This is a genomic window from Candidatus Nitrosopumilus sp. (assembly GCF_028278985.1).
GTDB lineage: Archaea > Thermoproteota > Nitrososphaeria > Nitrososphaerales > Nitrosopumilaceae > Nitrosopumilus.
The window spans coordinates 84489-108194 of the sequence record NZ_JANQTA010000018.1; the positions used below are offsets into that span (position 1 = coordinate 84489).

The window sequence follows — 23706 nt, forward strand, 5'->3', positions numbered from 1 at the left end:
TGATCTGATGGGGTATTCGTAAAATCTCATCAGTAACACTCAATAGAATTAGTCATAGGCTAATTTTGAATGTCAGTCAACTTGGATTTGCTTGAAAAATTGATGGCTGAAAATGAATCAAAAAAGCTTGAATTCTCATTGCACCTGAATGATTCAACTTATCCTGTAAACTCTGTTAGTATCGTAAATTCTCCTACTCCTGTAAATGAGCCTACAACTCGTGGAGGAGTATATTTCTCAGATAAATTTGCCTACAAAATGAGAGGAATCATCGAAGACTTGTCTGTCATTCCGTTATTGACAAATAAAATGCTTGGACCAAATACTGATTTTGGAGAACTAAAAATTGTTACAAAACTACCCTCAGAAGATTCTACAATTGAAATCTTTACTAATCTGACAAACAGTGTTCAAACTCCAACTTCCATAGAACTTAGTATGATTATTGTAAAACTTGAAACTGCTTAATCTTTTTTAAAATATCTGTCATATCTTTTTTTACTTTCTTCATCTGATAATACTTCATAAGCCTTGTTCAGTTCTGCCATTTCTTTTTCAGAATCTTCTTTGGTTTTATCTGGATGTGTTTTTTTTGCTAGTTCTCTAAATCTACTTTTTATTTCATCAGGTGATGCATCAATGTCTACTCCTAACATCTCATAGTAATTTGGAAGTTCATCATTAATTGAGGCTTCTCGAAATTTTTTGTCATCTTTTGTACTTGTTCTTTGTCCAATTTCTTCATAATCATCTCCCCATCCAGAATGATATTTTTCAAATGTTTTTTCTTTTTTGGATTCAAGGTTTTCTTTGTCGTATGAAGTTTTTTTCCTAAGAATAATGTCCCTTGCCAAAAACAAAAAGATTGCAATAATGGCTATGGCAAATCCTCCAAATAACAATATCTTGTCTTGATCAGAAACTTCTAAGTCCATGTCTAATTCTGATGACTGTCCATATGCAAGTTGAACAGAAAAAACTATCAATAATGACATCAAAAGAATGCTTTTTTCCATCTTGTACTCCTTAAGTTAATCTAAAGTCTTCTTTTGCTGTATTTAGAACTACGTGTGTTATTGTATTTTCTACGTTGGGAATTGATGCTAATCCCTTCACAAACACACTTAGTTCGTTTCTTTCTTTGAATTTGGCAATAACTATTGTATCTGTAGAGCCTGTGATGTCATATACGCCACATACATTCTCAAATTTTGAAATCTCTTCTTCAATATCGACAATTTTGTCATTTTTAGCAATAATTTCTATAATTGCTGTAAGTGAGTATCCTAATTTCTCATGGTCAATAATTGCCGTATATCCTTTGATTATCTTCTCTTTTTCTAATTTTTTTATTCGAGAAAGGACCGTTACTGTAGACATGCCAAGTTTTAATGCTAACTGTCTTGCAGATAATCTGGCATCCACCATTAGATTTTTCAGAATCTTTTCGTCAGTCTCATCAAAATTCATACTATATTATCGTGAAAAATTTATTTAAATTTTGAATTTTTCAAATTTAATAGAAATGAGTTTCTATGTGATTTGTGGATGAAATCGCCAAACTAGTTTCTAAAGGTCAATCCTTTATGGAAGATGGAAAATTTGAAGATGCTTTGGGTGTTTTTGAACAAGCTTTGTTATTAAACCAAGACGACCCCGATTTATGGAATCATAAAGGCGTTGCATTAAGAAGTCTGGGAAGATATGATGAATCTGTGGAATGTTTTAACCGTTCATTGGAAATTGATCCAAGAGATAAACGTGCTTCTTAATTGAATTAATGTCAAGTAATAGTAAATCTATTTTATTACCAAAGTATTATTTGATTTAGTGGTTGTAGAGATATCGAAAATGTTACAACAAGCAATGGAATTTGTTGAAGATGGAAATTTTGATGATGCTCTGAAAATGTATGATTTAGTTTTAAAACAAGAGCCTGAGAATATTCATGCTCTAATTGACAAGGGTGCCACTCTTCAAAATATGGGTAGAATAAAACTAGCAATCAAATCCTTTAATCGTGCTTTAGACATCTCTCCTCAAAACCTTGACGCATTATTGAACAAGGGTGCTGCATTGCATTCGGAGGGTAACTATCCTGAAGCAATATTGTGTTATGATGCTGTATTAAAAATTGATAAAAAATGTGCAATGGCTCTTGCCTACAAAGGACTCTCTCTTGGAGAAATGAATCAATTAGAAAATGCAATAAAGCATTTCAAAAAAGCATTATCTATTGACAAAGAGTATGATCTTGCACATATCTCAAAAGAAATTGCTCAGGAACTACTCAAATCAATCAAAGAGAAAAAAGCTAAAACACAGTAACGTCGCCTGGTGCTGGTTCTCGTTTCATCTCATTTTCACTAGGCTCAAAGAAATCTTTGTTTTCCTTTCTACAATTGTCTAGACATTCCCTCATTTCTTCTAAATTTTCAAAGCCTTTATGACACAGATAGCATTTTGGCTTATGTTCATCTACTAAGGGCAGAACCATGATTTTCTATGTGTGATTGGCTACTTATCTTTTGAGACTATAAGGAATATATCATGATTAGATTGACTTTAAACATGTTAGAGCAATTAGCTGGGGATTCTCAAGCACTTGATCGAGCAATTGCTGGTGAAGAACTATCTTACAAGGATGGTTTAGAATTGATGAATTATGATAATTTGCATTTACTTGGAGCCGTTGCTGATGCTTCTAGGAAAAAATTAGTTAGTGATACTGTAACTTTTGCAGCATCTTATTACATGAATTACACAAATGTCTGTGCTGCAAGTTGTCAAATGTGTGCATTTTACCGAAAGGATGGCGCCGATGATGCTTACACCTTAACTCCTCAAGAAATTGAACAACGAGTTTCAATTGCAAAACAAATGGGTGCAACTGAAGTTCATATTGTTGGTGGTTTTCATCCGAAACTTCCTTTGGAATATTATGAAGACATGATGAGGGTAATTAAAAAAAATCACCCAGAACTAAACATCAAGGCTTTAACTGCTGCAGAAATTTTCTACCTATCAAAACTTACAAAAAATTCTACTAAAGAAATTCTGTCTCGTCTAAAAGATGCTGGACTTGATTCTATGCCAGGTGGAGGCGCTGAATTGTTTCATCCAGATATTCGAGGAAAAATCGTTCGCGGAAAATGCTCTGGACAACAATGGCTTGATGTTATAGAAGAAGCACATAATCTTGGAATCCAGAGTAATGTGACTATGCTGTATGGCCATATTGAAAAACCTGAACACATCATTGATCATCTTATCAAAATTAGAGAATTACAAAAGAAGACTAATGGGTTTATCACTTTGATTCCATTAAAATTCAGTCTGGATAACACAGAATTAGAACAAGAGCATTTGGTAAATAATGAATGTTCTTCAGTATATGATCTAAGAGTGATAGCCATTTCTCGTTTAATGTTAGCAAATGTTCTAAACAATATCTCCGTTTATTGGGTTGCATATGGAAAGAAACTTGCTCAAGTTGCCTTATCTAATGGTGGTAGCGATTTGGTTGGTACTGCATTTTCTGAAGAAATTTATCGTGCGGCAGGAAAGCCTACTGCTTCATCAATTGATGAATTAGCAACAATGGTGAAAGAAATTGGTCGTTCTCCTGCACAAAGAAATACTCATTTTAAAATTTTAAAACAATTCTGAAACTAAGGATTAAGATATTTTTTTACTGATTCTAGTTTATCTTCCATCTTTACTTGTTTGTCTCTTCTAGAATCAATTTTAATCACAACTTCAACTCTGGCAATTCCTAGATTATGAACTGCCTCTAGCATTTTTTCTGATGCTTGATTGATTGTAATCATGTTGTCTGATTCCAAGATTGTTCCCATAGGATTGATTTCGTATCGCAAGTTTTCTATATTTTGAATTGATTCTACAGCTTTGGCAATGTAAAAACTAGCACTGGTAGTTTTTGTGGCCATTGGATAGATGCTAATTTCAGCTTGAATCATATTGTTATATCTTTGATTTGAGATAAAAATCTTGAATTATTCTGCAGGCTTTTTCTCTGTTTTTTTTGCACTACCTTTTTTCCGTCTTGCTCCAAAACTTATTAACACAAGCAAGAATCCGACACCAACTAAAATCCCGGAGAGCATTTGATAAGCTTGGTTTTCATCTTCTGCAATCATTAAATCAATAATTTCTTCCTCAGTCATTCCTGATTCTCCCAAAGGAGATTCATTCATTGTAATTGCAATTGCCATGCCAAATGCTATCATCACAATTCCTCCTGCAAAAATTTTCTTATCTAATAAGACCATTTTCTATTTTAGATTGGATTTCATCATATATTAGGTAAATGACAATTTCAAAAATTATTCCAATGTTGATCGAATCCAAGAATTGTTAGCACTAGAAAAAAATTGGGCAGCAGGTTATATGCAATAATTCAAAAATTCCTTTTAATTGAATCAAAAACTTGAGTCTCTGATTGTTTTTGGAGTGATGGCAGGAATCCTTTTACCTGTCAGATTGTTATTTGTTGAATTTGTCTCTGATAGTTGGTTTGGTTCCCTTGGTGTTATCACTGTAGTTTCTCTAACTGTTGTAATTTTGGCTAAAAAACAAAAACTGGGATTTTTTGGTCACATGCTAGAGCGCCAAATGTTTAATTTTCAAAAAGGTAAACGTATCTGGATTGTATTTGGAGAATCCGCATTTTTGTTATCAATTCTGGGTTTGATGATATTTGCTATAGACTATGGAAATTCTCTATCTGTTGAGAATTCTTTGGTTGGGAGCATGTCTACTGAAGAATTGATTGAGACTACCGAAGAACTTTCCCCAAATGATTGGATTTTTGGAATAATTATGGCTCCAATTGGATTTATCACTGCATTTCCAGAAATGAGTGTGGCCATAGCATCTATTGATCAAAAACTTGATGGATGGTTAATGCATTTTTACACTGTTGGATTTGTTGAATATCTTGAATTAGTTGGAATTTTAATCTACTATAAAATTTCATTCAGAAAAAAATCAATTATTGCACGATATGCAAAAACTGCAATCTAAAATCCTTCTGGTGGCTTTTGTACAAAAACATTGCAAACAAGTGCATCTGTCTTCGAATCTCTGTACTGAACATTACAAGAAAGGAATTTTCCCTTAAGGGCTTGCTCTAATTGTTCTTTTGTGGTATCTGAATATTGCGGTTTGTCAGGATCATCAATTTTTGCAATAATGATTTTCTCTGTTTTCCCATATTCTTCTTTATTGTCTTTTCTTACATGGCTTACAACCATTCGAAATGCATTTCCAGCTAAAATCTCCATTACTGGACCACCGATTCCATCACCCATTAATTTTAAAAAATTTTTGTTCTATAATTACTTGGTGGCTATACTTAACTCAAAGTCTGGAACAAGATTTTTCTCTTTAGCCATTTCGAAGAGCTTTCTAATTGATTGCTCACCTGGTTCTCCCATGTTTACAGTAACTTTGTTAACGTACATTTTAACAAATTTCTCAATCAAATCTCTTGGTTTTCCTCTTGAATATTGCATTGCATATTCTAATGCATCATTAAGATTTTCCAATCCAAATTCAATGGATGCTTGAAGATATTTGTCAAATTTTACAATAGTGTCCATGCCTAAATCTGTCTTCATTACATTGATTCCAAGAGGAACTGGTAATCCATTAGTGGTTTTATCCCACCATTCTCCAACATCTAAAATTTTGACATTGCCTTCTTGTTCATATGATAATTGTGTCTCATGAATTACTAGTCCTGCATCTACTTTTCCTGATTTCACAGCTTCTGGAATGTCACTGAAATTCATCTCAACATAATCAAATTTACCAATCATTAATTGAAGTAGTAAAAATGCTGATGTCATTTTACCTGGAATTGCAATCTTACATTTTTTAATTTCATCAATGCTCATCTGTTCTCTTGCAGTAACAATTGGACCGTATCCAATTCCAAAACTTCCTCCACTTCGTAAAATTGTGTACCCTGGAATGTATGCACATGCATGAACTGATACTGCAGTTACATCTAGCTGAGGATCTGTTGCCTTACGATTTAATTTCTCAATATCTTCTATTACGTGATTTACCTTAAAATCTGGAGAAGGAACTTTTCCTGTAAACATTCCATAAAACATGAATGCATCATCTGAGTCTGGAGTATGTCCAACAGATATTTCCATATCTGAGTAAAAATTTAGTCGTAATAAAAATCAAAACCTGTTTTCAAATCGTTTTTCTAATATATGTCTCAATGATGATGAATCTTGTGAACACCATTACAGCATTTGAAAAGGATATGGAACTTCAAATCTCTTTACTAAAATCATTCAAGAAACAAAAACCAATTTCTAAAAATAATCAAAAAAATACTATATTTTCTGGCAGTGGAGATTCTTTGGTTTCTTCAATGATGGCTGAATCTCTTTCTGATGGACTAGTTCGTGCAATGGACCCAATGGATTTGTATCGTAACAAATCTCTTGTAAAATCAAAAAATGTCTATTTTGTTTCAATTTCTGGAAATACTATTACTAACATCAAGACAGCATGTCATGCTAAACACTCAACAGCTATAACCGCAAAACCTGATAGTCGATTAGCCTCTGCCACGAATAATACTATAATTTTGAATGCAGAAACTCATCATGTCTTTACTGCTGGAAGTATTTCGTTTTTAGAAAGTGCACTAACTTGCATGTCGTTAGTCAAAAATATCAAAATTCCTAGAAATTCCAAACTCTTCTCAAAAGCAAAACGTGATTCTCAAAATCACCTCGTTTCAAAAAAGATCTATGTACTGGGGAGCCGATTCACTTTTCCTTTGGCAATGTATTGTGCTGCAAAATTTTATGAAATAATGGGTTATGATGCACATTATTGTAAAATTGAACAATTCTCTCACATGGAACTGTTCTCAGCAAAAAAAGGTGACACTGTAATTGTTTTTGAGGAAAAAAATCCTCATAATTCTCAATTAGTAAAAAATCTCAAAAAGGTTGGCATGAATGTGATCCACCCTTCAATCCCAACTGAGAAGATGTCCCAATTTCTCTATTGTACATTTTTTTCACAGTTTCTTGCTCTAAATGAGGCTAAAAGAAAACACAGAAGAGATTGTTACTTTGTTACTGCAACAAAACTTCGAAATGTTAGCAATCAAATGATCTATTGATCTTTTCAAAGGCTAAGGTTTAATAGCTGAATACTTGGGTGTGCGAATATGGTAAAATTCAAGTCAACTGGTGAAGTTTTGAAAATTATCAAAAATAAGGATAATATCAGAAACTTTGGTGTTATTGCACACGTTGACCATGGAAAAACTACCATGAGTGACAGTCTTTTAGCTTATTCTGGAATCATTGCTCCATCTGCAGCTGGTAAGGCATTAGCAATGGACTTTGATAAAGAAGAACAACAGAGAGGAATTACAATTTACCAAGCAAATGTTACATTACTTTTCCAACAAAAAGATAATGAATATGTCATTAACATGATTGATACCCCTGGACACGTAGACTTTAGTGGAAGGGTTATTCGTAGTCTTAGAGCAATTGATGGTGCAGTAGTTGTATGTGATGCAGTTGAAGGTATCATGACTCAAACTGAAACTGTAACAAGAATGGCACTTGAAGAAAGAGTCAAACCAGTTTTGTTTATCAACAAAGTCGACAGACTCATCAAAGAACTCAGATTAACTCCTGAAAAAATGCAGCAACAATTAGCTGAAGTAGTTTCCAACTTTAATCAATTAATTGACACATATGCTGAACCTGAATACAAAGAAAAATGGAAAGTTTCAATCCAGGATGCAAGTGTTACCTTTGGTTCTGCTAAAGATAGATGGGCAATCAATGTCGACTTGATGAAAGAACGTGGTATCACATTCAAAGATGTAATTGATGCTTATGAAAATGAAAAAGTAGCTGATTTAGTAGAAAAAGCACCACTGGCTGATGCAGTTTTGGGCATGGTAGTAAAACATCATCCTGCACCATATGAGGCTGTAAAATACAGAATTCCACAAATTTGGAAAGGTGATTTAGATTCAGATGTTGGTAAAGCATTACTTGCATGTAGTGATGATGGACCAACAATTATGATGATTGTAAACATGGTATTAGATCCAGCGGCAGGTCCTGTTGCAATTGGAAGATTGTTTTCAGGAACCATCAAAGATGGGCAAACAATTAACATCATTGATGAAAAGCGTGAAGGAAGAGTTCAATCTGTCAACTTCTTTATGGGAAACCAAAGAGAACAAGTTGGAGAATTAGGTGCTGGAAATATTCCTGCATTACTTGGATTAACTGAAGCTAGAGCTGGAAATACTCTATCTACTGTAAAAGGCATTCCGATGTTTGAAGGTGTAAAGTATGTTTCAGAACCTGTTGTTCAAGTTGCAATTGAACCAAAACATCCAAAAGATTTACCTAAACTTGTCGAAATTCTAAAGCAACTAACCATTGAGGATCCAAACTTGATTGTAAAAATTGATGAGGAAAGTGGTGAAACAATTGTTGCCGGAATGGGTGTATTGCACCTTGATGTTGCAACTCATAGAATTCAAGATGCAAAATGTGAGATTGTAACTTCAGAACCTTTGATTAACTATAGAGAAACAGTTAAAGCTCCATGTGAGCCAATCATGTCTAAATCTCCAAATAGACACAATAAAATTTTCATGAAAGTAGAGCCATTGGAACCTGAAATTGCTCATATGCTAAGAACTGGTGAAATCAGTGATATGAAAGATAAAAAAGTTGTAGCAGATTTACTAAAGAAAGCAGGATGGGATACTGACACAATTAAGAGAGTTATGAAATTTGATTCTCGTGGAAATGTTTTGATTAATGGAACCAAAGGTGTTCAATTTGTTCAAGAATCAACTGATTCAATCAATTCTGGATTTGATGAAGTGATGAAAGAAGGTCCTCTTTGTAAAGAACAGATGAGAGATTGTAAATTCACATTTACTCACTTTGTTCCTCACGAGGACACTGCACACAGAGGTCTATCTCAATTAGGTCCTGCATCACGACGTGCATGTACTGGTGCATTACTAACTGCAGGAACTGCAATTTTAGAGCCTACATTGGCAATTGAAGTAAGAGTTCCTACTGATTTAGTGGGAAATGTTGCAACTGTATTGTCTGGTAAACGAGGTAAAGTTCTTGATATGTCTCAAAAAGGTGCATCAAGCATTGTTACTGGTGAGATCCCTGCTTCTGAAACCTTTACTCTTTCTGAAGAAATGAGAGGTCAGACTGCAGGTCGTGCTACTTGGAATACTTCATTTAAAGAATGGACTGAAGTGCCAAAATCTATGCTGGCAACAGCTGTTGCAGATATCAGAAAGAGAAAAGGTCTTGCTCCAGAACCACCAGGTGCAAATGAATTCATTGATAAAGAATGACTTCCTAGTATACTATCATGTCTGAAGATTCCAAAAGTCCTGCTGAATTACTAAAAGAAGAACAAGATCTATTGTTGGCAGAGATTAAAGAGAAAGCAGAAAAAAGAAAACATGCAATGAATCCAGACCAAGATCCTGACAATGAATATGTCAAGTAATTTTATTCGGTAATTTCCTTAAACTCGTTTAACTTTTTAATTTCTTGAAAATCCAAATCTTGTTTTGCTTTTGCTTTTATTGAAAAATCTAATTTGATTGCCTTTTCTAAAACTATCAAACCTTCTTTGATATTTTGCATTTTAACTAGCGTTGATGCTTTATTGTATAATGTTGTAGCGTTGTTTGGTTTTGATTCAAGAACTTTTTCATAGCAATCTAGTGCAGATTGGAATTCGTTTTCAAAATGATGTGATAATCCTTTGTTCAACCAAGCAAGCAAGTTTTGATTATCCTGAGTTAAGACTTTATCATAATGAATTATTGCTTGCTGATATCTCGCTAGTTTTCCTAATATGTGGCCTTTTTTCAATAATGCTTCTACATTATTTGGTTCTTGAGATAAAATTTTATCATAGACAACTGATGCCTCTTTTGGATTTCCCAAATTAAGTAATGTTTGTCCCTCTTCTAATAATCTCTCAACATTATTTTCCATGATTCATTCAAATGTTATGTTTTAATGAAATTTGTGATTATGATGAGATTGAGTGATTTCTCACCCTGTCTCCCATGTGTGTTAGGTGATTTGTCTTTCAAAATTTGTATTTAATACTGATGGACGATTTCTCTGTATTGGGAATTTTTCGAAGACCTTATTTCATATGATTTTCTATCTAATTTTGACTCATGAGTGCTGCTGATAAGTACTGGAACAAACGCTTCAAAAAAGAACTTGTTGAGGAAGAAGACAGGCTTAAACAAGAAATTGATCAGGCTGTAAAAAAGAAACTTGCTGAAATCGATGAGGATTCTGAGACTGAGTCAAACTAAATTAGTAATTATCAATTTTCTTTACCATTTCTCCTTAATAATCAACCTAGAGATTGTAGGTCGACCTAGGAAAAATGAGTCGATTAGAGCCTGAATTAGAACTACATGAGCGTGAAAGGATTGTTTTAGAGACAATTCGAGAAAACCCCACTTTGCATCATAATGCATTACTCCATCTGATTGTTCCAAAATTTATGGCCAAAACAACTTTTGAGAAGACACGAAATTCGCTTATTGATAAAGATATGATTTATGTGGAAATAAAACAAAACATGAAATTTTATCATCCTACAGAAAATTTTGAACATGTTTCACATCAACACATTGAACGAAATACAAGTAACTTATTTCATGACCTAAAATCTCAAATAAGAAAATTAGATACTGATTTTTCTCACAAGGATATTGATGAAAAAATATCATTGTCAAAAAATTTACTGTATTCATTATTGCTAACAGATAACGGTTTTACAATTTTAGATTCTGCAAAAAATCCAAAGAAAACACTTTATCGTGATGAACACTTGACAATACAACAATTGATGTTCAAAATTTTTGAAATAATTAGAAACGATAAAGATTCCTCATTAATTTTTCCACCAATAATGAGTAGTTTAGGAATGCGTTTACCTCAATTGCAGAATAAATAGTTATTTCATCTAGTTATTTATTCAAGTACGTTTTTGGAATATTATGGGATTACTCTATACAAAATTCTATTTGGATTTTGATGAAGTAGAATGGAAACAAATCTCCAACGATCCTGTGGTTTTTCAAACAGTAAAAGACTCTGTTTCATTGGAAATAGAAGATACTTCTCACAAATTTTACAAATTAAATTTTAAAGAAGGTGGAAAAATCAAGTTATTACGTGTCACAGGAAAATTTCGTCTAATCTGGGATGATGAAGACGTTTTAGACTAAAAAATTATAACCAGCAATTCTATCTTTTGAATTATGTCACTTCAAAATGAAATTTCTGAAATTCAGAATAGTTTTGATAATGTATCTTCTGACAAATTTTTAGAAGTTTTATCTAAAATCAAGCCTGAATTAAAGAGTTCCTTGACTTCAGAATACCTACAAGGTAAAATTGACAAAGTCAAGGCTGAATCTGATGAAAATGAAAAAAAGAAATTGTGCAAATCCTTGATGCCTTATTTAGATTGGTATCAAAAGGGTCAGTAAATTATTCTGAAAACTGTTTTATTTTCTTTAATGCTTTGTTGATTATCTCAAGATCATTTGTAGCTTCTTCCATATCTCCGACTAGATTGACGAAATATTCGTGACCGTAATCTTGAGCTTTGTGAATATCTGCCTCGTAGCATTGTAATGCTTTTTCTAAAAATGGAATCTCATCTACTAATTTGTTTGTAGATTGAATGTCTTCTAAACTATTTTTGATTTTTTCAACTGTTTCATCAATTTTTGGAACTGTTTTGACTGCTTGTTGATGAAGAACTGACGCGAACATTGCAGCTGCATCTTTTAATTCTGGACTATTTCCTAATGTCTTCAATCTTTTTTTATAATGTTGTAGTGCTTTAAGGACAATTTCGTATCCTCCTTCATCTTTGAGAAATATTGCACCTAGCCAAACTTTTTCAGACAATTCAAATGATCTTTTTTTCCATACTATAATTTCGTTGCCTCTTTAGCACTAGTATGATTCCTACTTGTTGCTAATATATCAGAAAACCGTAGATTGGATATTGAAACTAAAGAATGAATTTGGGATGAATATATTGTTGGCCCATTGTCCAAACTGTGATTCTAGTTCTTTGTATTGTGGAACGATCCCAACTGCAATTAAGAGTCTTGCAAATAAAGAAGTTCTTTTTTGTAAGGCATGTAAATTCGTTATTTCAGTTGACGAATACAAGAAAATGCTTTGGCACGTCTAGGTGTCATAATTTTCTTTAATTTGAGGCTCATTTCTACTAATCAAAAATAGAATTACTCCTCCTAATGTTGCACCCATTCCAATTAATCCCACAAATGTACCCGTATTCTTTACTAGTCTTAGGTTGGGATCTGTCTCTCCTACCTCTATTGAATAAAACATTATCAATCCTACAATAAACATACAAATTCCAACAATTATGATGATTTTTCTAGTATTCATACTTCTTTGACTAATCGGTAATTAATAAACTCCAAATCTAGTTTTGTTTGTTTTAGTGAACATAGTAAACTCTTTTAATTAAACAAATCTATGAGTTTCGTGAAACTACTCCTTGGATTATTTGCAACATTAATGATATTTGGAATATCTTCAAATGCTTTTGCTCAAACAACATTTGACGTAAATATTCCCACCGGAGCTGCTAGTCCAGATGCCCCATATTTCTGGCAAAGTGAAATTAATGGGGACACTAGTGGAATTGTTGAAATTACTATAGGTGATTCTATTTCTTGGAAGAATGCAGATTCTGCTGCACACACGGTTACATCTGGAACTCCTGTTGATGGACCTGATAATATTTTTGATAGTGGTTTGTATGGACCTGGAAAATCGTTTACTCACAAATTTGATGAAATTGGATTTTATCCCTATTTTTGTTTAGTTCATCCATGGATGGATGGGGCTGTCATCGTTATTGACGCATATTCACTAGTCCCTAATGTTGGTAAGGATGCAGGTGATGGTACCACTACATTTAATGTTGAATATGATTTTAACCGAGTTTTGTCTTCTCCAATTGTTGATGAAGAACAAAAATCTATTACTTTTCAAATAATTGGTGATGCTCAATCAAACAATCATGATTTAGAATTAAGACTTCCTTCTCAACTAATCGATGGTCCTTTTGTAATTTGGGCTGATGGTGAAAAAATTACAAATTATGAATCTGAGAAAGAAGGGGAACTGACAACACTGTTCATCCCACTGACATCTCAATCTGAAACTTTGACTATTGTCGGAACAACCGTTGTGCCTGAATTTGGAACTATTACTATGCTGATCTTACTGGTATCGATTTTGAGTGTGGTAATTCTTTCAAAAACACGTCCAATCTTGATTAAGTAGTATATATTTGAAAATAAAAAATTATAATAAATTATAAAAATCTTATAAAAAATACTATAATAATTTGATTCTATATAGTAATTATATAGAATTAACGAATAATCACTAAATATTAGAAATACGTAATTATATTGTCTGAATAGAATAAAGCAGACTTGTGGCAGTAAATCTGAAATCAGAAATTTGAGAATTCATTACGCCTGGTTCCAGTAAAAAGGATGAGAAAATTCATCTCACTGCTACAAATTTTTTCCAAGTGTTAAATCATCAAAAATTCATGAGTGTGTTAATTTTTTTAAAAAGTTATTTTACTATCTAATAAAGAGAATATCTAGTCGGGGATATCCATTGCAACAACTTAGTCTTTCTGAAACCATTAGTGAAGTAGAACAATTGATAGAGAGTGGTAACGGTGATCCTGGAAGATTATATCACATTCTTGAATTTTTGAAAAACAACAAACCCTTGTATCATTCTGATCAAATGTATTTAGAAAATAAACTGAATTCTCCTTTTTCATTAGATGAAGATCCTATAGAAGAAAATGACATCTTGCCAAAAGTGAAAGAACTAATTAATACTGGAAAAGGTGATCCTGGAAGACTACAGCATATCTATGACACATTATCCAATAACAAACCACTTTACCATTCTGATCAAGTTTATTTGGAATCAAAATTAGATACGTCAATTCAAGAGCATATCCCTACTGAGTCTGCAGAAATTACAAAAGAAACAAAAAATGTTCCTCCTAAAGTTACTCTTGAAGAGAAAAAACCAGAACCTGAAAAAATAGAAACAAACCAAACTAAAGAAAAAGGAGCTATGCCAAAAGGATGGTCCTCTAACGATGCCTCACCAGAACTTTCTGATATTGACAAAACAATAGAATCTGAAGAAAACAAAATTAAGCAACAACAAATGATTTCAGAAGAAATTACAAATAAAAAATTGAAATTAACTGAACTGATTTCACATCGTAAAAACTTTGAAGAAAAAATCTCAAAAGAAAAATCATCACTAGAATCAGAAATACTTAATGAGAGAATAAAAATTGAATCACAAACTAAACTTTCTGAAGAAATTTCACAACAAAAAAATGAATTAGTGAAAGTTCAAAAAGAAAGAGCCTCCATTATTAAAAAAATTGAATCCGAAAAATCTACTATTACTAGAGATTTGGCAAGCCAAAAACGACAATTGGCTCAAGCCCAACTTGAACAAGAAAAAATCGAAAAACAGGTACAAAATGAACAAAAAATGTTAGCAAAACTTGCTTCTGAGCAAAAAATTAGACTTGTAGAACAAGCAAAAATTGCACAAGAAATTAAATCAAAACAAACAGAGTTAGACAAAGCCAAACAAGATTATGATGATATTGTTTCTGCTGTAAATGAAGAAAAAGCTAAATTTGCTGAGGCTGAAAAACTAAAAAAATCAATTAAAATTCAGGAGCAAGACTTGATTAAAGCCAAAGAAAGCCGCTTAAATCTTATCAATACTATTTCTAAAGAAAAAGAAATTATCGCTAAAAAAACTCTAGAAGAAAAAAATCGATTAAAATCACAAACAGATCTGACTAAACAATTACGAAAAGAGGAAAAATCTTATGAATCACTTAAAAAGAAACGTGAAAAAATTGAGGCCCAAATTAAATCTAAAAATAAAAAATTGAAAGAGCGACAGCAAAAAATCAAAAAGCAAATTGCTGAAAAAGATAAAAAACTAAAATCCCTAAAAACGTCCAAACCTGTTAAACCAAAAACAACAAAGAAAACTGTTAAACCAAAAACAACAAAGAAATAATCATAGTTTTATTGTAATTTCTTCACCATTACCAATTGGTGATGTGATGGTTCTAACATTTTGATATTTTTTAATGTGTTTTGCATACTTTGCCATATGTTCCTTGTATTTTTCTGGGTACAGCATGTTATCTGTAATGATGACTCCCCCTGCTGATACCATCGGCAAAACCGAGTCAAAATACTCTATAACATTTTCTTTATCTGCATCAATTAAAACAAAATCAAAAAATTCATTGTATTCTTGATTCAATTTTGATAAAATATCTCTTGCAGTTCCTTGTTTTATTGTGATGTTATTTGCAACTTTAGCATCTTCAAAGTTTTTTTCGGCTCTTGTGATCTTGCTAGGGTTCTGTTCGATTGTGATTATTTGACCCTGTTCTTCTAAAATTGCTTCAGCACACCAGATCGTAGAGTATCCTGTTGACATTCCTATTTCAAGTACATTTTTTGCATTTTTCAGTCGTAAAATCATATTCAAGAGCTCACCTGTTTCTTTGGTAATTGCTAGCATTCTATCTTCAGGCGGAACATCTACTTTTCTTGCTTTTTCTAACTGGGATTGGCTTTCTAATCTTTCAAGTACTCTGGAAATATCTGAATTCACATTTGATCTCTATTTTCAAAGAATTTAATTCTGCTTGATTTTTTTCCAATAATCATATTATAGCTTATATTTAGTATAGAAATTTTTTAAATTATCATGGCTGCAAAGAAGAAAATCGATTTATTAGAAATTGTACAAAGTATTCTTAAATTGGATTCTAAGATGAGATTTGCTGCAATAATCGATCCCAAAGGAAACATTCGAGAAGCCATTATGAAAACGGGTAAAACCAATCTAAAGAACCAAAAAGAAGAAGAACATTTCTGTAAACAGGTTGCACAAAGACGAAGTATGAGAAAAGAATTTGATCGTTCTCTTGGTAAGGTTAGATATGTTCATGTTGAAAGAGAAAAAGTTTCACAGATGGTCATCTACACAAAGCGTAACATTGTATACTTTACAATGGAACCTGAAATGCCTGTAAATACAAAAATTCGATTAATTACTAAAATTAAAAAAATTACTGCCGACATCTAAAATCTTTAGATAGTCTGATTTTCTTACAATGTTATGTCTTTTCCAAAGTATCTTGGAGATTCTAAAATGTTTGAATATGACAAACATTATCGTGATTGCAAACAATTTAACAAACCCTTCATTAAAGCTAAGGTAAACCCAAAGCATGGAAATTATTTGGTTAATATTGATATGATGACTTGTGATTACAATTTCTCATCTGATGAGATAAAAGAATTAGAAAAATTTGTAATTATTGAAAAAAATTTCAATTTGGATGCCTATAACATTGATGAGGAAATAGCTTGGTTTGATGGAGTTGTGCCTGAAAATGTAGATTCTTTTTGTAAGAAATTATTTGATTTAACCCAAAAATACCATTCTTAGAATCTTATTAGATTTTTTAAAATTTTATCAATTACTTGAATTTCTTGTTTCCTTTCTTTAATGGTAGTTTCATTCCATTTTTTTGCAAACTCTGATTGCTTATCCAATTTTTCTAATTCTTCGATGTATTTTACTAAGTGAACTTTGTAGTTGTGTAGTAAATCTAAATGCTTGTTGTGATTTTTTTCAGTCGGTGTTGGCATCCCACTCCTCCCCTTTTACCTCTGGAAACATCTCTTTAATTCTTGTTTGATCTTTTCTCATCGCTTCAATCCTATCATCTAAATGATTTTGTACAGTAGGATCTGACTCTTCAGTTTTCTCTTTTTCAATGTCTGAAATGATTTTTGAGAGTGATTTGTAGTATGTAATGTGATTTCTCTTTGATTTTTCTGACTTATCTTCTACTTTTTCATCCATTACTTTGATTTCAATTTTTGAAATAAGTACTTGATGTTTTGATTATTTACACTAATATTCTGATTTACAATACAAAATTCATGAAAATTCTAATTGATGAAATGGATGATGGATGGGACGAAAAACTTCAAGATCTGGGGTATGATGCCTATAGTGTTAAAAAATTACGTATGGAAGGGCATAAACTGGCTACGGATTATTCTGTCATAAATTATGCAAAAGAAAATGACATGATTTTGGTAACCCGTGATACTGAAAGCGGACAAGCTTGTCAAGAGAATGATTTACCATACATATTGTTAGATAATGATGAAATTTTCAAATTGATTGTTGAGAAGCTAAAAACTTTCAGTTAAGATTTTCTGAATCAAGCTGATTTACTCTCAAATTTGCTAGCACTTCATTTAGAAATGCTTCCTCAGTTTGATGTGAAATAATATTCATAATTGCATGCCAACAGTCATCAATTTTTCTATTAATTTGAGAAAACATCTTGTCTTTTTTGAACGTTGGGTAAAAAGAGAGTAATTTCATAATTCCACTTGTAGATTGAACAACATGAATAAAGTGTATTACAGATCTTAGCCTTTCATGAAATGAAAATTTCTCTTCTTTAGTTAAACTTTCAAATCTCAAAATCTCTTCTAAAATAATCTCTACTTCTTTATGCAAATTCTTAAGTTGATTGTTTACTGATTCATACAAATCAATAAGTTCGTATTCGATATGTGATCTATTGTGAATTTTTTTCTCAATTTCCCCTGATTCTGCTAATGCACTAATTTCTCTGTAAACAGTTTTTTCATTTCCAACTTTTTCAATAACTCTTTTTGCAAGATCAGTTCCCCTAGTTTTACCATTTTCATTTAATATTCGAATTATTTCTGTTCGTATGATCTCTGAATTTTTATCCATGATAACCTCTAATTTTTTTGGTACTTTTGAATTACTGCTTTTTGTCCAATCTCGTTAATTTCATTTACTAATGTCTCGAGTATTTCAATACCTTTTCTGATAGGTTCTTTTTCAAGATTTTTGTATTCTAATTTTTGTTTCAACACTAATTTTTCATTATTAGCAAAACTTAGTAAAGTAACACTATCACCCATTTCCAAATTTATGAAAAAATCAACATATTCTTCAGCAGATTGAATTCCCATAATGTTTTCATTTTTACCTTGTATTTGATTGAAACACTTGACTTAGGTTTATTTACAATTTTGACAGTATTATTGCATGGATAGTTGTGATAGACGAGTTCGTGCCTACAAAAATGGAAAAACCATGGAAGAATGCAAGGAGATTGCTGAATCTATGAATCCTGATTTTAAATCACAAATTGATAAAAATGGAAAAGTTCTCTGGACTGAAATTTTAGAACAAGTTGATCATGATGAGTTACTTTACAAACTTTCGTTAAAATACCTACGACGTGACGGATATGATATTGGAAATTATAAAATTCCTGAAGTAAAGAAATTTACTTCATAGAATTTATCTTACAACTGCCATCTGGATTTCTTAATTTTCTTGCCATTACAAATGGTATTACAAACAAGATCGGAATTGAAATTGCAATAAACAATGTTTGCATTTGTGCTAATGCGACAGATAATGCTATTCCACTTGCAGTACCAATGAATATTGAAAGAAATGTCCCTGCACATGTTGGACATGCAATAAACAATCCTGTTGCAGCACCTATGGTACTCATTCCACTTCCCTTTTTAGAAATTGTGTATGCATTGACAGCAATTGCTGTGTTTAATCCAACCAAATATGATACAATTACTTGTAAGACTAGATTTATTGGAATAATTTGTAATCCAACATGTTCAGTAAGATACACAATAATTTTTGGCATGTATCCAGGACCGTCACAGCATGGTGCAATAAATCCTGATGGAATTGTAGCTCCATAATGTGTGATAAAATTGACTTCAGGTTGGTAAACTAATGTTCCTGAAATTAAGGAAAAAAATATGCCATACCCAACAAAAGTTGCAACAAATATTTTTCTTGATTTTGAATTCCAAGTGGTTATTGCAATGATTGTAGATAGATCTTTGCCCTTAGATTCAACTTTTCCTTTATGGTATCTATACATTCCAAATGCAATAGCTCCAAATGACGCAATGAGTGTTATGTAGAATCCTATTGCAATTCTTTGAATTGTTTCAATTGCACTTGGAGTCATTAATTCTGGGTCTTGAAATCTTCCATAGATTACAAATATGAAAGCAATTGTGACAAATCCTAAAATGATGAGCTTTTTGCCTTTAGATATGGCATTTGACTCTCCTTTACCCATAATTTTTACCATTTTTGATGAAATTAAATTCTATCTAGCTTAATCTGGGTACGAAAATGTAGATAATTGCAATGATTTCAAGTCTCCCAAAAATCATCAAAAATCCCAATACAATTTTTGTTGCTGGGTCCGTATCAAAATCAATTACTCCTGCAGATAATCCTCCTGTTGTGATTACTCCAGCTGCCTCAAAGAATGCATCTTGGAAGGGTACGTCTTCAATTGAAGCTAAATGTAAACCCGTTATTGCAGAAATAGTTGGGAATAAAGCAATAATGATCAATGTTGAAGTGAGCTCTTTTTTTGTTTGAGTAGATAATTCTGCTCTTTTTACTTTGCTAAGTAATGCTCGAACATCTTTAAGGTGGAATAACCTGAAAATTTTCAATCCTCCTGCTGTTGAAAATCCACATCCTCCTATGAACATCAAAATAATTAGTATTGCGTGTGCTCCTCCATTTAATCCAGCTAGACTTTCTAGTTGTAGTCCTGCAGTAGTACTTGCTGAAACAGAATAAAATGCACTGTCCAATGGGTTTAATCCACTAATTCCCATAAACAACACAATTGCACTTCCTAAAATTGCAAAGTATACTAATACCTCTTTACCAAGCTTTGGTGCAAGGAATTTTTTCCTTACAAATGCATAGTGGAATGTAAATGGCAAAGCACCCAGGATCATTGCTCCCATTAAGATTACTTCTTTTTGCCAACTAATGTCATCCAAAATTTGCGATGACGGTATGAATCCTCCTGTCGCCAGAGTACTCATTGCAAGTGAAAAATTATCTAAAATGTTAGCCTCTCCGAAGAAAAACAACAACATTGCAACAATTACAATGTATACTGCAAAAATTACAGTAATTGTTGAAAACAATTCTTTCATGTGTAGTGTTCTTCCTGAAATGAAACCCCTCATTGATTGTAATTTTGATTCAGGATAGAATGCAGTAATAACTAGGTAAATGAAACTCATTCCTCCTACCATCTGAGTATAGCTACGATAGAATGTGAAACTCTGTGTTAAATTTTCAGGCTCATCAAATAATGAAATTCCACCTGTAGTAAATCCTGCAGCACTAGAGAAAAATGCATTAGCAAATACCTCTACATTAGTCTCATCTGATGGAAATACGTACAGGTACGGGACTGTTCCAAATAATGAGAGCAAGAATAAACTTGAAAACACTAGAATTGATGCCTGCTGAAGATTTAGGCTGGATTTTTCACCATATGAATTCAGAAAGAATCCTGTCACCAACAACAGGACAGTTGTAAGATAAATCCCCGTCGCAGTAACCGTATCTTCTAAAATTGTAGATACGATTGCAGGAACAAGTAAAAGGACACCTGCAAATTGTAAAACAAAACCCAAATTTCCTAAGACTGCCTTTACTGGTGGACTTAGTACTCTTGGTGAAACAGCTGTTGCATCTCGAATAATGTTTGCAATACTTGCCTGGAAAATCATTCCCACCACTTGATTCTTTTTTGATAGTACTGGAAGCTTTCTAATGTGATTATCTCTCATCTTGTGTAATGCATCTTGTAATGTTGATTTTTCGTTAATAGTGACTAATGGAGCTGACATGATATCTTTTAGAGTTGTAGCTTCTGCATAGACTGTTACATCACTAACTTTACTTAGAATATCTTCATCTGTTACAATTCCCACTGGAAGTTTTTCACTATCAGTAACAATGATGTCATCTGTTTCATAATGTCTTAACATTCGTGCAGCTTCTCTTGTTAGTGTATTTTCATTTAGTATCAGAACATCTTTGTCCATGTATTCAGTAACATACTTACTAAGAACATACGAAACTGCCCGTTCTGGATTTGTAGACATTAAGCTACCCATAGTTGGGGATTTTAAATAATTTGGGGTTACGCAGTAGAATTGATCGTTAAAAAATTATTTACCTCTTTATGTTTGATCCAGAATTTTTGCTATCTTTATAAGCACTGAGCCTGCAGTTTATGCGTACGACGATGGATATTGATCAAGCACAAGAGCCTGATTATGAATCAGTCACAATTGATTATGTAGGGTTTGTAGACCCATATGCTGTTGAAGGGTTGGTAATTCTAAAAGCTGATAGTGGAAAAGAATTTCACATGCGTGCATTTTCTGGAGAAGTTGCAAGACATATCTCAAGTTTTGGTGAAACAGAATCCGAACAAGCTCCATCCATTTACAAAATGATAGAGGAGATTTGTGAAGAAAATGAACTAGTACTAGTTAAAGTCAAAATCTATGAGAGTGGTGAGGTATTGCGCTCGAATCTTTATTTTACTGGCAAAAAAGACTTGGTTTTAAGAAATTATAGAGCATCAGACGCAATGGCACTTGGAGCATATTACAAAATCCCCATTTTAGTAAGGAAAAATCTTCTAAAAGAGAGCATGGAAGCTGAATAATTTAGAATAGTTTTTTGTATTGAAAGTTATTGAGAAATCATGAGTGAACAAGAGCAACTAATGGATAATCTACTAAATGTAGATCTTGAAATAATTGAATATGTGCGTGGCCTTCATGAGGCAAATTGGGACTCTGATTCACTAAAACAAAAGGTTGGAGACCTGCTAAAGATTAGAGATGAAATGGTTGCAAAACTAATGGATTCTACTTGAATTATCTTACAATAAAATTGTGATTTACTAATCTCATCAATAATTAATTTCTATCAAAAAATCCTTCTGGAAACTTTTTCTCAATTTTTAACAATTCTTCTTTGTATAGTTTGATTTTTTCATTATCGGGCTCTTTTGAATCTTCTAATTCCTGAATTTTTTTGAGCAGCGTTTTGTGTATGATAGAAAATTCTGGAAAATTTTTAGGAAGTCTTGACATATCTAGATTAAATATGCGTCTTACTAATACTAGCTGTGAAAATTCTTCTTTTACTTGGATTGATAATGTTTTCTGGAATAAGTGTTGCCTCAGCTGAGCCTGTTACTTCCCAATCAACAACACCTTCTAAAACTCACTTTGTTGATGAGCAGATAATGATCATGACTGATATCTCAAACAATCAAGATATTGTACAGGATTTTGCATATTTGACTCAAGTAACAAACGATGAAGGAGTTGTAATTTCCCTTTCTTGGTTAACTGGATCTTTGTCTCCAAGACAATCTTTTTCTCCTGCACAATCTTGGACTCCAACTGAATCTGGAATTTTCCACATTAAGGTATTTGTTTGGGAAAGCATTGATAATCCTGAAGCATTATCTCCTCCACTGTCTATGACAGTAGACGTTAGTGAAAGATTTTCTTAAAAATTATCTTGCTTCATAATTCGGCAAACTCATCATCTATCAGTGATAGCTTAGTTTTGAGATTAATCATCAGCTATTATTTTTGAAAATTTCTATGGTATATTGTTATCGCAAAACAGAACACTTTTGATTCTAGTATGTGGAATGGTTTTATGGTTAATCTTGAGAAACTCTACAAAAAAGTTGCCTTACAAGTAATTGATAGGTGTCATGGAGGAATTAAAATTACAAAACACGGAAAAATTATCGAAGTCTATGATCCTAAACGCCATATTTGGAGCAAAGGATTAGCTGGATTAGTCATTAAAGAAGAATGTAAAATTGCTAATCTTCGTGATTGGGAGATTGCAAATGTTAGAGGTTATGTCATTGATGAGTTACTTTCAAAATCTGACTAGTATTCCACTTTTCTAATCAAATGTGGTTCTTTAAGCATATGGTGTCATCTTTGAGCGATGATAATTCTACTTGTTTTAGATTGTAATTTGTAATCACAATTAGCGCTTCACATCTTGTACACAAAATTGTCTTTCCATCAGATCTTTCTTCTCTAATGACGTTTTTTTCTAACCTGTCATCTTTCTGACATGTGGGACATAGTCTTGGTTCTTTTGAAATTATGATGATCTCTTTTACAAAAATCATCTTTCCCATGAATCTTGCAATTTTATTGCCCAAAAAAGAGTTTGTAAGTCAATTGGCATCAGCAATTTATCTTTGAGCGTCAAACCGTTTAATCACTCAAATCAAAATGAATGGTATTCAGTATATTTCCAATCTAACCAATTGACAAATGCATTAACAATTTAGAGAAAAATAATCTTTTTGCCACTAAAGTGATTCTCTAATGATGTCATTAACTGCTTTTGAATAACTATAGGTGGAATTTTGTTTCTGCATTTTTTTTGCTTGATATGATCTTATTTTTTTGTCTAAATCGTCTTCGATCATTATTGTTGCGCGTCTAACCATGTTATGCAATTCATAAGT

At 32.5% G+C, this 23706-nt stretch carries 43 protein-coding genes; 23 read left to right on the plus strand and 20 right to left on the minus strand.

Features of this window, described 5'->3' with window-relative positions; genetic code table 11:
* Positions 1-69 precede the first annotated feature (69 nt).
* Positions 70-468 (plus strand): hypothetical protein, encoded by a 399-nt coding sequence (locus tag Q0941_RS06330; protein WP_299292258.1) that lies wholly within the window; start codon positions 70-72, stop codon positions 466-468.
* Here Q0941_RS06330 and Q0941_RS06335 read toward each other — a convergent pair.
* A complete protein-coding gene (locus tag Q0941_RS06335) occupies positions 465-1016 on the minus strand; it encodes a DnaJ domain-containing protein (protein ID WP_299292259.1) in 552 nt (183 codons plus the stop codon). The genes Q0941_RS06330 and Q0941_RS06335 overlap by 4 nt on opposite strands.
* Before the next feature lie 10 nt (positions 1017-1026).
* The gene (locus tag Q0941_RS06340) at positions 1027-1470 is read right to left on the minus strand and encodes an Lrp/AsnC family transcriptional regulator (protein WP_299292260.1); all 444 of its coding nucleotides are present in this window, start codon (positions 1468-1470) and stop codon (positions 1027-1029) included.
* 74 nt (positions 1471-1544) lie between these two features.
* Here Q0941_RS06340 and Q0941_RS06345 point away from each other — a divergent pair, with 74 nt between their 5' ends.
* The gene (locus tag Q0941_RS06345; protein ID WP_299292261.1) at positions 1545-1772 is read left to right on the plus strand and encodes a tetratricopeptide repeat protein; all 228 of its coding nucleotides are present in this window, start codon (positions 1545-1547) and stop codon (positions 1770-1772) included.
* A 79-nt stretch (positions 1773-1851) separates the two neighbouring features.
* Positions 1852-2328, plus strand: a complete 477-nt coding sequence (locus Q0941_RS06350; RefSeq protein ID WP_299292262.1) for a tetratricopeptide repeat protein — start codon at positions 1852-1854, stop codon at positions 2326-2328.
* On the opposite strand, the gene Q0941_RS06355 is transcribed toward Q0941_RS06350, so the two are convergent.
* Complete coding sequence (locus tag Q0941_RS06355; RefSeq protein ID WP_299292263.1) at positions 2315-2497, minus strand: hypothetical protein; 183 nt, start codon at positions 2495-2497, stop codon at positions 2315-2317. The two genes, Q0941_RS06350 and Q0941_RS06355, sit on opposite strands and share 14 nt — an antisense overlap.
* 74 nt (positions 2498-2571) lie before the next feature.
* On the opposite strand from Q0941_RS06355, the gene Q0941_RS06360 reads away from it, so the two are divergent.
* Positions 2572-3669 (plus strand): radical SAM protein, encoded by a 1098-nt coding sequence (locus tag Q0941_RS06360; protein ID WP_299292264.1) that lies wholly within the window; start codon positions 2572-2574, stop codon positions 3667-3669.
* 2 nt (positions 3670-3671) lie between these two features.
* Here Q0941_RS06360 and Q0941_RS06365 read toward each other — a convergent pair whose 3' ends face one another.
* Positions 3672-3980, minus strand: coding sequence for an MTH1187 family thiamine-binding protein (locus tag Q0941_RS06365; protein WP_299292265.1), 309 nt, complete (start codon positions 3978-3980; stop codon positions 3672-3674).
* A gap of 36 nt (positions 3981-4016) precedes the next feature.
* Positions 4017-4292 carry a hypothetical protein gene (locus Q0941_RS06370; RefSeq protein ID WP_299292266.1) on the minus strand — a complete coding sequence of 92 codons (276 nt, stop codon included), beginning with the start codon at positions 4290-4292 and terminating at the stop codon, positions 4017-4019.
* Between the two features lie 145 nt (positions 4293-4437).
* On the opposite strand from Q0941_RS06370, the gene Q0941_RS06375 reads away from it, so the two are divergent.
* Positions 4438-5046, plus strand: coding sequence for a hypothetical protein (locus tag Q0941_RS06375; protein ID WP_299292267.1), 609 nt, complete (start codon positions 4438-4440; stop codon positions 5044-5046).
* On the opposite strand, the gene Q0941_RS06380 is transcribed toward Q0941_RS06375, so the two are convergent.
* Both Q0941_RS06380 and Q0941_RS06385 read right to left on the minus strand, forming a co-directional pair.
* Positions 5043-5333, minus strand: coding sequence for a hypothetical protein (locus Q0941_RS06380; protein ID WP_299292268.1), 291 nt, complete (start codon positions 5331-5333; stop codon positions 5043-5045). The two genes, Q0941_RS06375 and Q0941_RS06380, sit on opposite strands and share 4 nt — an antisense overlap.
* Positions 5334-5360: 27 nt before the next feature.
* Complete coding sequence (locus tag Q0941_RS06385; protein WP_299292269.1) at positions 5361-6188, minus strand: MqnA/MqnD/SBP family protein; 828 nt, start codon at positions 6186-6188, stop codon at positions 5361-5363.
* 71 nt (positions 6189-6259) lie between these two features.
* Between Q0941_RS06385 and Q0941_RS06390 the strand changes: the two genes are divergently transcribed.
* Genes Q0941_RS06390 through Q0941_RS06400 form a run of 3 tightly spaced genes read left to right on the plus strand, consistent with a single transcriptional unit; the run spans position 6260 to position 9579 of the window.
* Positions 6260-7180, plus strand: a complete 921-nt coding sequence (locus Q0941_RS06390; protein WP_299292270.1) for an SIS domain-containing protein — start codon at positions 6260-6262, stop codon at positions 7178-7180.
* A 48-nt stretch (positions 7181-7228) separates the two neighbouring features.
* The gene (locus Q0941_RS06395; RefSeq protein ID WP_299292271.1) at positions 7229-9421 is read left to right on the plus strand and encodes an elongation factor EF-2; all 2193 of its coding nucleotides are present in this window, start codon (positions 7229-7231) and stop codon (positions 9419-9421) included.
* A 17-nt stretch (positions 9422-9438) separates the two neighbouring features.
* The gene (locus Q0941_RS06400; RefSeq protein ID WP_299292272.1) at positions 9439-9579 is read left to right on the plus strand and encodes a hypothetical protein; all 141 of its coding nucleotides are present in this window, start codon (positions 9439-9441) and stop codon (positions 9577-9579) included.
* Between the two features lie 2 nt (positions 9580-9581).
* Here the strand turns inward: Q0941_RS06400 and Q0941_RS06405 are convergent, their stop codons facing one another.
* Positions 9582-10076, minus strand: coding sequence for a tetratricopeptide repeat protein (locus Q0941_RS06405; protein ID WP_299292273.1), 495 nt, complete (start codon positions 10074-10076; stop codon positions 9582-9584).
* A 191-nt stretch (positions 10077-10267) separates the two neighbouring features.
* Between Q0941_RS06405 and Q0941_RS06410 the strand changes: the two genes are divergently transcribed.
* The 4 genes from Q0941_RS06410 (at position 10268) to Q0941_RS06425 (ending at position 11599) form a co-directional block, all read left to right on the plus strand.
* Positions 10268-10411, plus strand: coding sequence for a hypothetical protein (locus Q0941_RS06410; RefSeq protein WP_299292274.1), 144 nt, complete (start codon positions 10268-10270; stop codon positions 10409-10411).
* 74 nt (positions 10412-10485) lie between these two features.
* Positions 10486-11061 carry a hypothetical protein gene (locus Q0941_RS06415; protein WP_299292275.1) on the plus strand — a complete coding sequence of 192 codons (576 nt, stop codon included), beginning with the start codon at positions 10486-10488 and terminating at the stop codon, positions 11059-11061.
* A gap of 43 nt (positions 11062-11104) precedes the next feature.
* The gene (locus Q0941_RS06420; RefSeq protein WP_299292276.1) at positions 11105-11335 is read left to right on the plus strand and encodes a hypothetical protein; all 231 of its coding nucleotides are present in this window, start codon (positions 11105-11107) and stop codon (positions 11333-11335) included.
* A gap of 33 nt (positions 11336-11368) precedes the next feature.
* Positions 11369-11599, plus strand: a complete 231-nt coding sequence (locus tag Q0941_RS06425; protein WP_299292277.1) for a hypothetical protein — start codon at positions 11369-11371, stop codon at positions 11597-11599.
* A 1-nt stretch (position 11600) separates the two neighbouring features.
* Here Q0941_RS06425 and Q0941_RS06430 read toward each other — a convergent pair whose 3' ends face one another.
* On the minus strand, positions 11601-12026 hold the full coding sequence (locus tag Q0941_RS06430) for a hypothetical protein (protein WP_299292278.1): 426 nt from the start codon (positions 12024-12026) through the stop codon (positions 11601-11603).
* Positions 12027-12126: 100 nt separating this feature from the next.
* Here Q0941_RS06430 and Q0941_RS06435 point away from each other — a divergent pair, with 100 nt between their 5' ends.
* Positions 12127-12318, plus strand: a complete 192-nt coding sequence (locus Q0941_RS06435) for a hypothetical protein (RefSeq protein ID WP_299292279.1) — start codon at positions 12127-12129, stop codon at positions 12316-12318.
* On the opposite strand, the gene Q0941_RS06440 is transcribed toward Q0941_RS06435, so the two are convergent.
* On the minus strand, positions 12315-12539 hold the full coding sequence (locus Q0941_RS06440) for a hypothetical protein (protein ID WP_299292280.1): 225 nt from the start codon (positions 12537-12539) through the stop codon (positions 12315-12317). The two genes, Q0941_RS06435 and Q0941_RS06440, sit on opposite strands and share 4 nt — an antisense overlap.
* Positions 12540-12638: 99 nt before the next feature.
* Between Q0941_RS06440 and Q0941_RS06445 the strand changes: the two genes are divergently transcribed.
* Positions 12639-13445, plus strand: a complete 807-nt coding sequence (locus Q0941_RS06445) for a PEFG-CTERM sorting domain-containing protein (protein ID WP_299292281.1) — start codon at positions 12639-12641, stop codon at positions 13443-13445.
* Positions 13446-13793: 348 nt separating this feature from the next.
* Positions 13794-15251 carry a hypothetical protein gene (locus tag Q0941_RS06450; RefSeq protein WP_299292282.1) on the plus strand — a complete coding sequence of 486 codons (1458 nt, stop codon included), beginning with the start codon at positions 13794-13796 and terminating at the stop codon, positions 15249-15251.
* Here the strand turns inward: Q0941_RS06450 and Q0941_RS06455 are convergent, their stop codons facing one another.
* Positions 15252-15860 (minus strand): O-methyltransferase, encoded by a 609-nt coding sequence (locus tag Q0941_RS06455; RefSeq protein WP_299292283.1) that lies wholly within the window; start codon positions 15858-15860, stop codon positions 15252-15254.
* 96 nt (positions 15861-15956) lie between these two features.
* Between Q0941_RS06455 and Q0941_RS06460 the strand changes: the two genes are divergently transcribed.
* Together Q0941_RS06460 and Q0941_RS06465 are read left to right on the plus strand one after the other, a co-directional pair.
* Positions 15957-16337, plus strand: coding sequence for a DUF6659 family protein (locus Q0941_RS06460; RefSeq protein WP_299292284.1), 381 nt, complete (start codon positions 15957-15959; stop codon positions 16335-16337).
* Positions 16338-16370: 33 nt separating this feature from the next.
* Positions 16371-16703, plus strand: coding sequence for a hypothetical protein (locus Q0941_RS06465; protein ID WP_299292285.1), 333 nt, complete (start codon positions 16371-16373; stop codon positions 16701-16703).
* Here the strand turns inward: Q0941_RS06465 and Q0941_RS06470 are convergent.
* A complete protein-coding gene (locus Q0941_RS06470) occupies positions 16700-16906 on the minus strand; it encodes a hypothetical protein (protein WP_299292286.1) in 207 nt (68 codons plus the stop codon). The two genes, Q0941_RS06465 and Q0941_RS06470, sit on opposite strands and share 4 nt — an antisense overlap.
* Complete coding sequence (locus Q0941_RS06475; protein WP_299292287.1) at positions 16890-17123, minus strand: hypothetical protein; 234 nt, start codon at positions 17121-17123, stop codon at positions 16890-16892. The genes Q0941_RS06470 and Q0941_RS06475 overlap by 17 nt, the downstream gene beginning before the upstream one ends.
* An 80-nt stretch (positions 17124-17203) precedes the next feature.
* On the opposite strand from Q0941_RS06475, the gene Q0941_RS06480 reads away from it, so the two are divergent.
* Positions 17204-17479 (plus strand): DUF5615 family PIN-like protein, encoded by a 276-nt coding sequence (locus Q0941_RS06480; protein ID WP_299292288.1) that lies wholly within the window; start codon positions 17204-17206, stop codon positions 17477-17479.
* Here the strand turns inward: Q0941_RS06480 and Q0941_RS06485 are convergent.
* On the minus strand, positions 17472-18038 hold the full coding sequence (locus Q0941_RS06485) for a hypothetical protein (protein WP_299292289.1): 567 nt from the start codon (positions 18036-18038) through the stop codon (positions 17472-17474). The genes Q0941_RS06480 and Q0941_RS06485 overlap by 8 nt on opposite strands.
* A gap of 8 nt (positions 18039-18046) precedes the next feature.
* The gene (locus Q0941_RS06490) at positions 18047-18283 is read right to left on the minus strand and encodes a hypothetical protein (RefSeq protein WP_299292290.1); all 237 of its coding nucleotides are present in this window, start codon (positions 18281-18283) and stop codon (positions 18047-18049) included.
* Between the two features lie 76 nt (positions 18284-18359).
* On the opposite strand from Q0941_RS06490, the gene Q0941_RS06495 reads away from it, so the two are divergent.
* A complete protein-coding gene (locus tag Q0941_RS06495; RefSeq protein WP_299292291.1) occupies positions 18360-18614 on the plus strand; it encodes a hypothetical protein in 255 nt (84 codons plus the stop codon).
* Here Q0941_RS06495 and Q0941_RS06500 read toward each other — a convergent pair.
* Both Q0941_RS06500 and Q0941_RS06505 read right to left on the minus strand, forming a co-directional pair.
* Positions 18604-19434, minus strand: coding sequence for a hypothetical protein (locus tag Q0941_RS06500; protein ID WP_299292292.1), 831 nt, complete (start codon positions 19432-19434; stop codon positions 18604-18606). The genes Q0941_RS06495 and Q0941_RS06500 overlap by 11 nt on opposite strands.
* Positions 19435-19468: 34 nt before the next feature.
* Positions 19469-21283: a CBS domain-containing protein gene (locus tag Q0941_RS06505; RefSeq protein ID WP_299292293.1), complete on the minus strand. Its 1815-nt coding sequence runs from the start codon at positions 21281-21283 to the stop codon at positions 19469-19471.
* A 143-nt stretch (positions 21284-21426) separates the two neighbouring features.
* Between Q0941_RS06505 and Q0941_RS06510 the strand changes: the two genes are divergently transcribed.
* Entirely contained in the window at positions 21427-21855 is a 429-nt protein-coding gene (locus tag Q0941_RS06510) for a bifunctional nuclease family protein (RefSeq protein ID WP_299292294.1), read from the plus strand.
* A 39-nt stretch (positions 21856-21894) separates the two neighbouring features.
* Complete coding sequence (locus Q0941_RS06515; RefSeq protein ID WP_299292295.1) at positions 21895-22068, plus strand: hypothetical protein; 174 nt, start codon at positions 21895-21897, stop codon at positions 22066-22068.
* Between the two features lie 43 nt (positions 22069-22111).
* Here the strand turns inward: Q0941_RS06515 and Q0941_RS06520 are convergent, their stop codons facing one another.
* Positions 22112-22288 carry a hypothetical protein gene (locus Q0941_RS06520; RefSeq protein ID WP_299292296.1) on the minus strand — a complete coding sequence of 59 codons (177 nt, stop codon included), beginning with the start codon at positions 22286-22288 and terminating at the stop codon, positions 22112-22114.
* A 35-nt stretch (positions 22289-22323) separates the two neighbouring features.
* On the opposite strand from Q0941_RS06520, the gene Q0941_RS06525 reads away from it, so the two are divergent.
* Both Q0941_RS06525 and Q0941_RS06530 read left to right on the plus strand, forming a co-directional pair.
* Complete coding sequence (locus Q0941_RS06525) at positions 22324-22716, plus strand: hypothetical protein (RefSeq protein ID WP_299292297.1); 393 nt, start codon at positions 22324-22326, stop codon at positions 22714-22716.
* A 152-nt stretch (positions 22717-22868) separates the two neighbouring features.
* The gene (locus Q0941_RS06530) at positions 22869-23114 is read left to right on the plus strand and encodes a hypothetical protein (protein ID WP_299292298.1); all 246 of its coding nucleotides are present in this window, start codon (positions 22869-22871) and stop codon (positions 23112-23114) included.
* A 16-nt stretch (positions 23115-23130) separates the two neighbouring features.
* Here Q0941_RS06530 and Q0941_RS06535 read toward each other — a convergent pair whose 3' ends face one another.
* Positions 23131-23370 carry a hypothetical protein gene (locus Q0941_RS06535; protein ID WP_299292299.1) on the minus strand — a complete coding sequence of 80 codons (240 nt, stop codon included), beginning with the start codon at positions 23368-23370 and terminating at the stop codon, positions 23131-23133.
* A 177-nt stretch (positions 23371-23547) separates the two neighbouring features.
* Complete coding sequence (locus Q0941_RS06540; protein ID WP_299292300.1) at positions 23548-23688, minus strand: hypothetical protein; 141 nt, start codon at positions 23686-23688, stop codon at positions 23548-23550.
* Positions 23689-23706 lie beyond the last annotated feature (18 nt).

Coding starts and splice junctions, on each gene's coding strand:
- Q0941_RS06330 (WP_299292258.1), top strand. CDS start 70: ATGTCAGTCAACTTGGATTTGCTTGAAAAATTGATGGCTGAAAATGAA.
- Q0941_RS06335 (WP_299292259.1), bottom strand. CDS start 1,016: ATGGAAAAAAGCATTCTTTTGATGTCATTATTGATAGTTTTTTCTGTT.
- Q0941_RS06340 (WP_299292260.1), bottom strand. CDS start 1,470: ATGAATTTTGATGAGACTGACGAAAAGATTCTGAAAAATCTAATGGTG.
- Q0941_RS06350 (WP_299292262.1), top strand. CDS start 1,852: ATGTTACAACAAGCAATGGAATTTGTTGAAGATGGAAATTTTGATGAT.
- Q0941_RS06355 (WP_299292263.1), bottom strand. CDS start 2,497: ATGGTTCTGCCCTTAGTAGATGAACATAAGCCAAAATGCTATCTGTGT.
- Q0941_RS06360 (WP_299292264.1), top strand. CDS start 2,572: ATGTTAGAGCAATTAGCTGGGGATTCTCAAGCACTTGATCGAGCAATT.
- Q0941_RS06365 (WP_299292265.1), bottom strand. CDS start 3,980: ATGATTCAAGCTGAAATTAGCATCTATCCAATGGCCACAAAAACTACC.
- Q0941_RS06370 (WP_299292266.1), bottom strand. CDS start 4,292: ATGGTCTTATTAGATAAGAAAATTTTTGCAGGAGGAATTGTGATGATA.
- Q0941_RS06380 (WP_299292268.1), bottom strand. CDS start 5,333: ATGGGTGATGGAATCGGTGGTCCAGTAATGGAGATTTTAGCTGGAAAT.
- Q0941_RS06385 (WP_299292269.1), bottom strand. CDS start 6,188: ATGGAAATATCTGTTGGACATACTCCAGACTCAGATGATGCATTCATG.
- Q0941_RS06390 (WP_299292270.1), top strand. CDS start 6,260: ATGATGATGAATCTTGTGAACACCATTACAGCATTTGAAAAGGATATG.
- Q0941_RS06395 (WP_299292271.1), top strand. CDS start 7,229: ATGGTAAAATTCAAGTCAACTGGTGAAGTTTTGAAAATTATCAAAAAT.
- Q0941_RS06400 (WP_299292272.1), top strand. CDS start 9,439: ATGTCTGAAGATTCCAAAAGTCCTGCTGAATTACTAAAAGAAGAACAA.
- Q0941_RS06405 (WP_299292273.1), bottom strand. CDS start 10,076: ATGGAAAATAATGTTGAGAGATTATTAGAAGAGGGACAAACATTACTT.
- Q0941_RS06410 (WP_299292274.1), top strand. CDS start 10,268: ATGAGTGCTGCTGATAAGTACTGGAACAAACGCTTCAAAAAAGAACTT.
- Q0941_RS06415 (WP_299292275.1), top strand. CDS start 10,486: ATGAGTCGATTAGAGCCTGAATTAGAACTACATGAGCGTGAAAGGATT.
- Q0941_RS06420 (WP_299292276.1), top strand. CDS start 11,105: ATGGGATTACTCTATACAAAATTCTATTTGGATTTTGATGAAGTAGAA.
- Q0941_RS06425 (WP_299292277.1), top strand. CDS start 11,369: ATGTCACTTCAAAATGAAATTTCTGAAATTCAGAATAGTTTTGATAAT.
- Q0941_RS06440 (WP_299292280.1), bottom strand. CDS start 12,539: ATGAATACTAGAAAAATCATCATAATTGTTGGAATTTGTATGTTTATT.
- Q0941_RS06460 (WP_299292284.1), top strand. CDS start 15,957: ATGGCTGCAAAGAAGAAAATCGATTTATTAGAAATTGTACAAAGTATT.
- Q0941_RS06465 (WP_299292285.1), top strand. CDS start 16,371: ATGTCTTTTCCAAAGTATCTTGGAGATTCTAAAATGTTTGAATATGAC.
- Q0941_RS06470 (WP_299292286.1), bottom strand. CDS start 16,906: ATGCCAACACCGACTGAAAAAAATCACAACAAGCATTTAGATTTACTA.
- Q0941_RS06475 (WP_299292287.1), bottom strand. CDS start 17,123: ATGGATGAAAAAGTAGAAGATAAGTCAGAAAAATCAAAGAGAAATCAC.
- Q0941_RS06480 (WP_299292288.1), top strand. CDS start 17,204: ATGAAAATTCTAATTGATGAAATGGATGATGGATGGGACGAAAAACTT.
- Q0941_RS06485 (WP_299292289.1), bottom strand. CDS start 18,038: ATGGATAAAAATTCAGAGATCATACGAACAGAAATAATTCGAATATTA.
- Q0941_RS06490 (WP_299292290.1), bottom strand. CDS start 18,283: ATGGGAATTCAATCTGCTGAAGAATATGTTGATTTTTTCATAAATTTG.
- Q0941_RS06495 (WP_299292291.1), top strand. CDS start 18,360: ATGGATAGTTGTGATAGACGAGTTCGTGCCTACAAAAATGGAAAAACC.
- Q0941_RS06500 (WP_299292292.1), bottom strand. CDS start 19,434: ATGGGTAAAGGAGAGTCAAATGCCATATCTAAAGGCAAAAAGCTCATC.
- Q0941_RS06505 (WP_299292293.1), bottom strand. CDS start 21,283: ATGTCTACAAATCCAGAACGGGCAGTTTCGTATGTTCTTAGTAAGTAT.
- Q0941_RS06510 (WP_299292294.1), top strand. CDS start 21,427: ATGGATATTGATCAAGCACAAGAGCCTGATTATGAATCAGTCACAATT.
- Q0941_RS06515 (WP_299292295.1), top strand. CDS start 21,895: ATGAGTGAACAAGAGCAACTAATGGATAATCTACTAAATGTAGATCTT.
- Q0941_RS06520 (WP_299292296.1), bottom strand. CDS start 22,288: ATGTCAAGACTTCCTAAAAATTTTCCAGAATTTTCTATCATACACAAA.
- Q0941_RS06530 (WP_299292298.1), top strand. CDS start 22,869: ATGGTTAATCTTGAGAAACTCTACAAAAAAGTTGCCTTACAAGTAATT.
- Q0941_RS06535 (WP_299292299.1), bottom strand. CDS start 23,370: ATGGGAAAGATGATTTTTGTAAAAGAGATCATCATAATTTCAAAAGAA.
- Q0941_RS06540 (WP_299292300.1), bottom strand. CDS start 23,688: ATGGTTAGACGCGCAACAATAATGATCGAAGACGATTTAGACAAAAAA.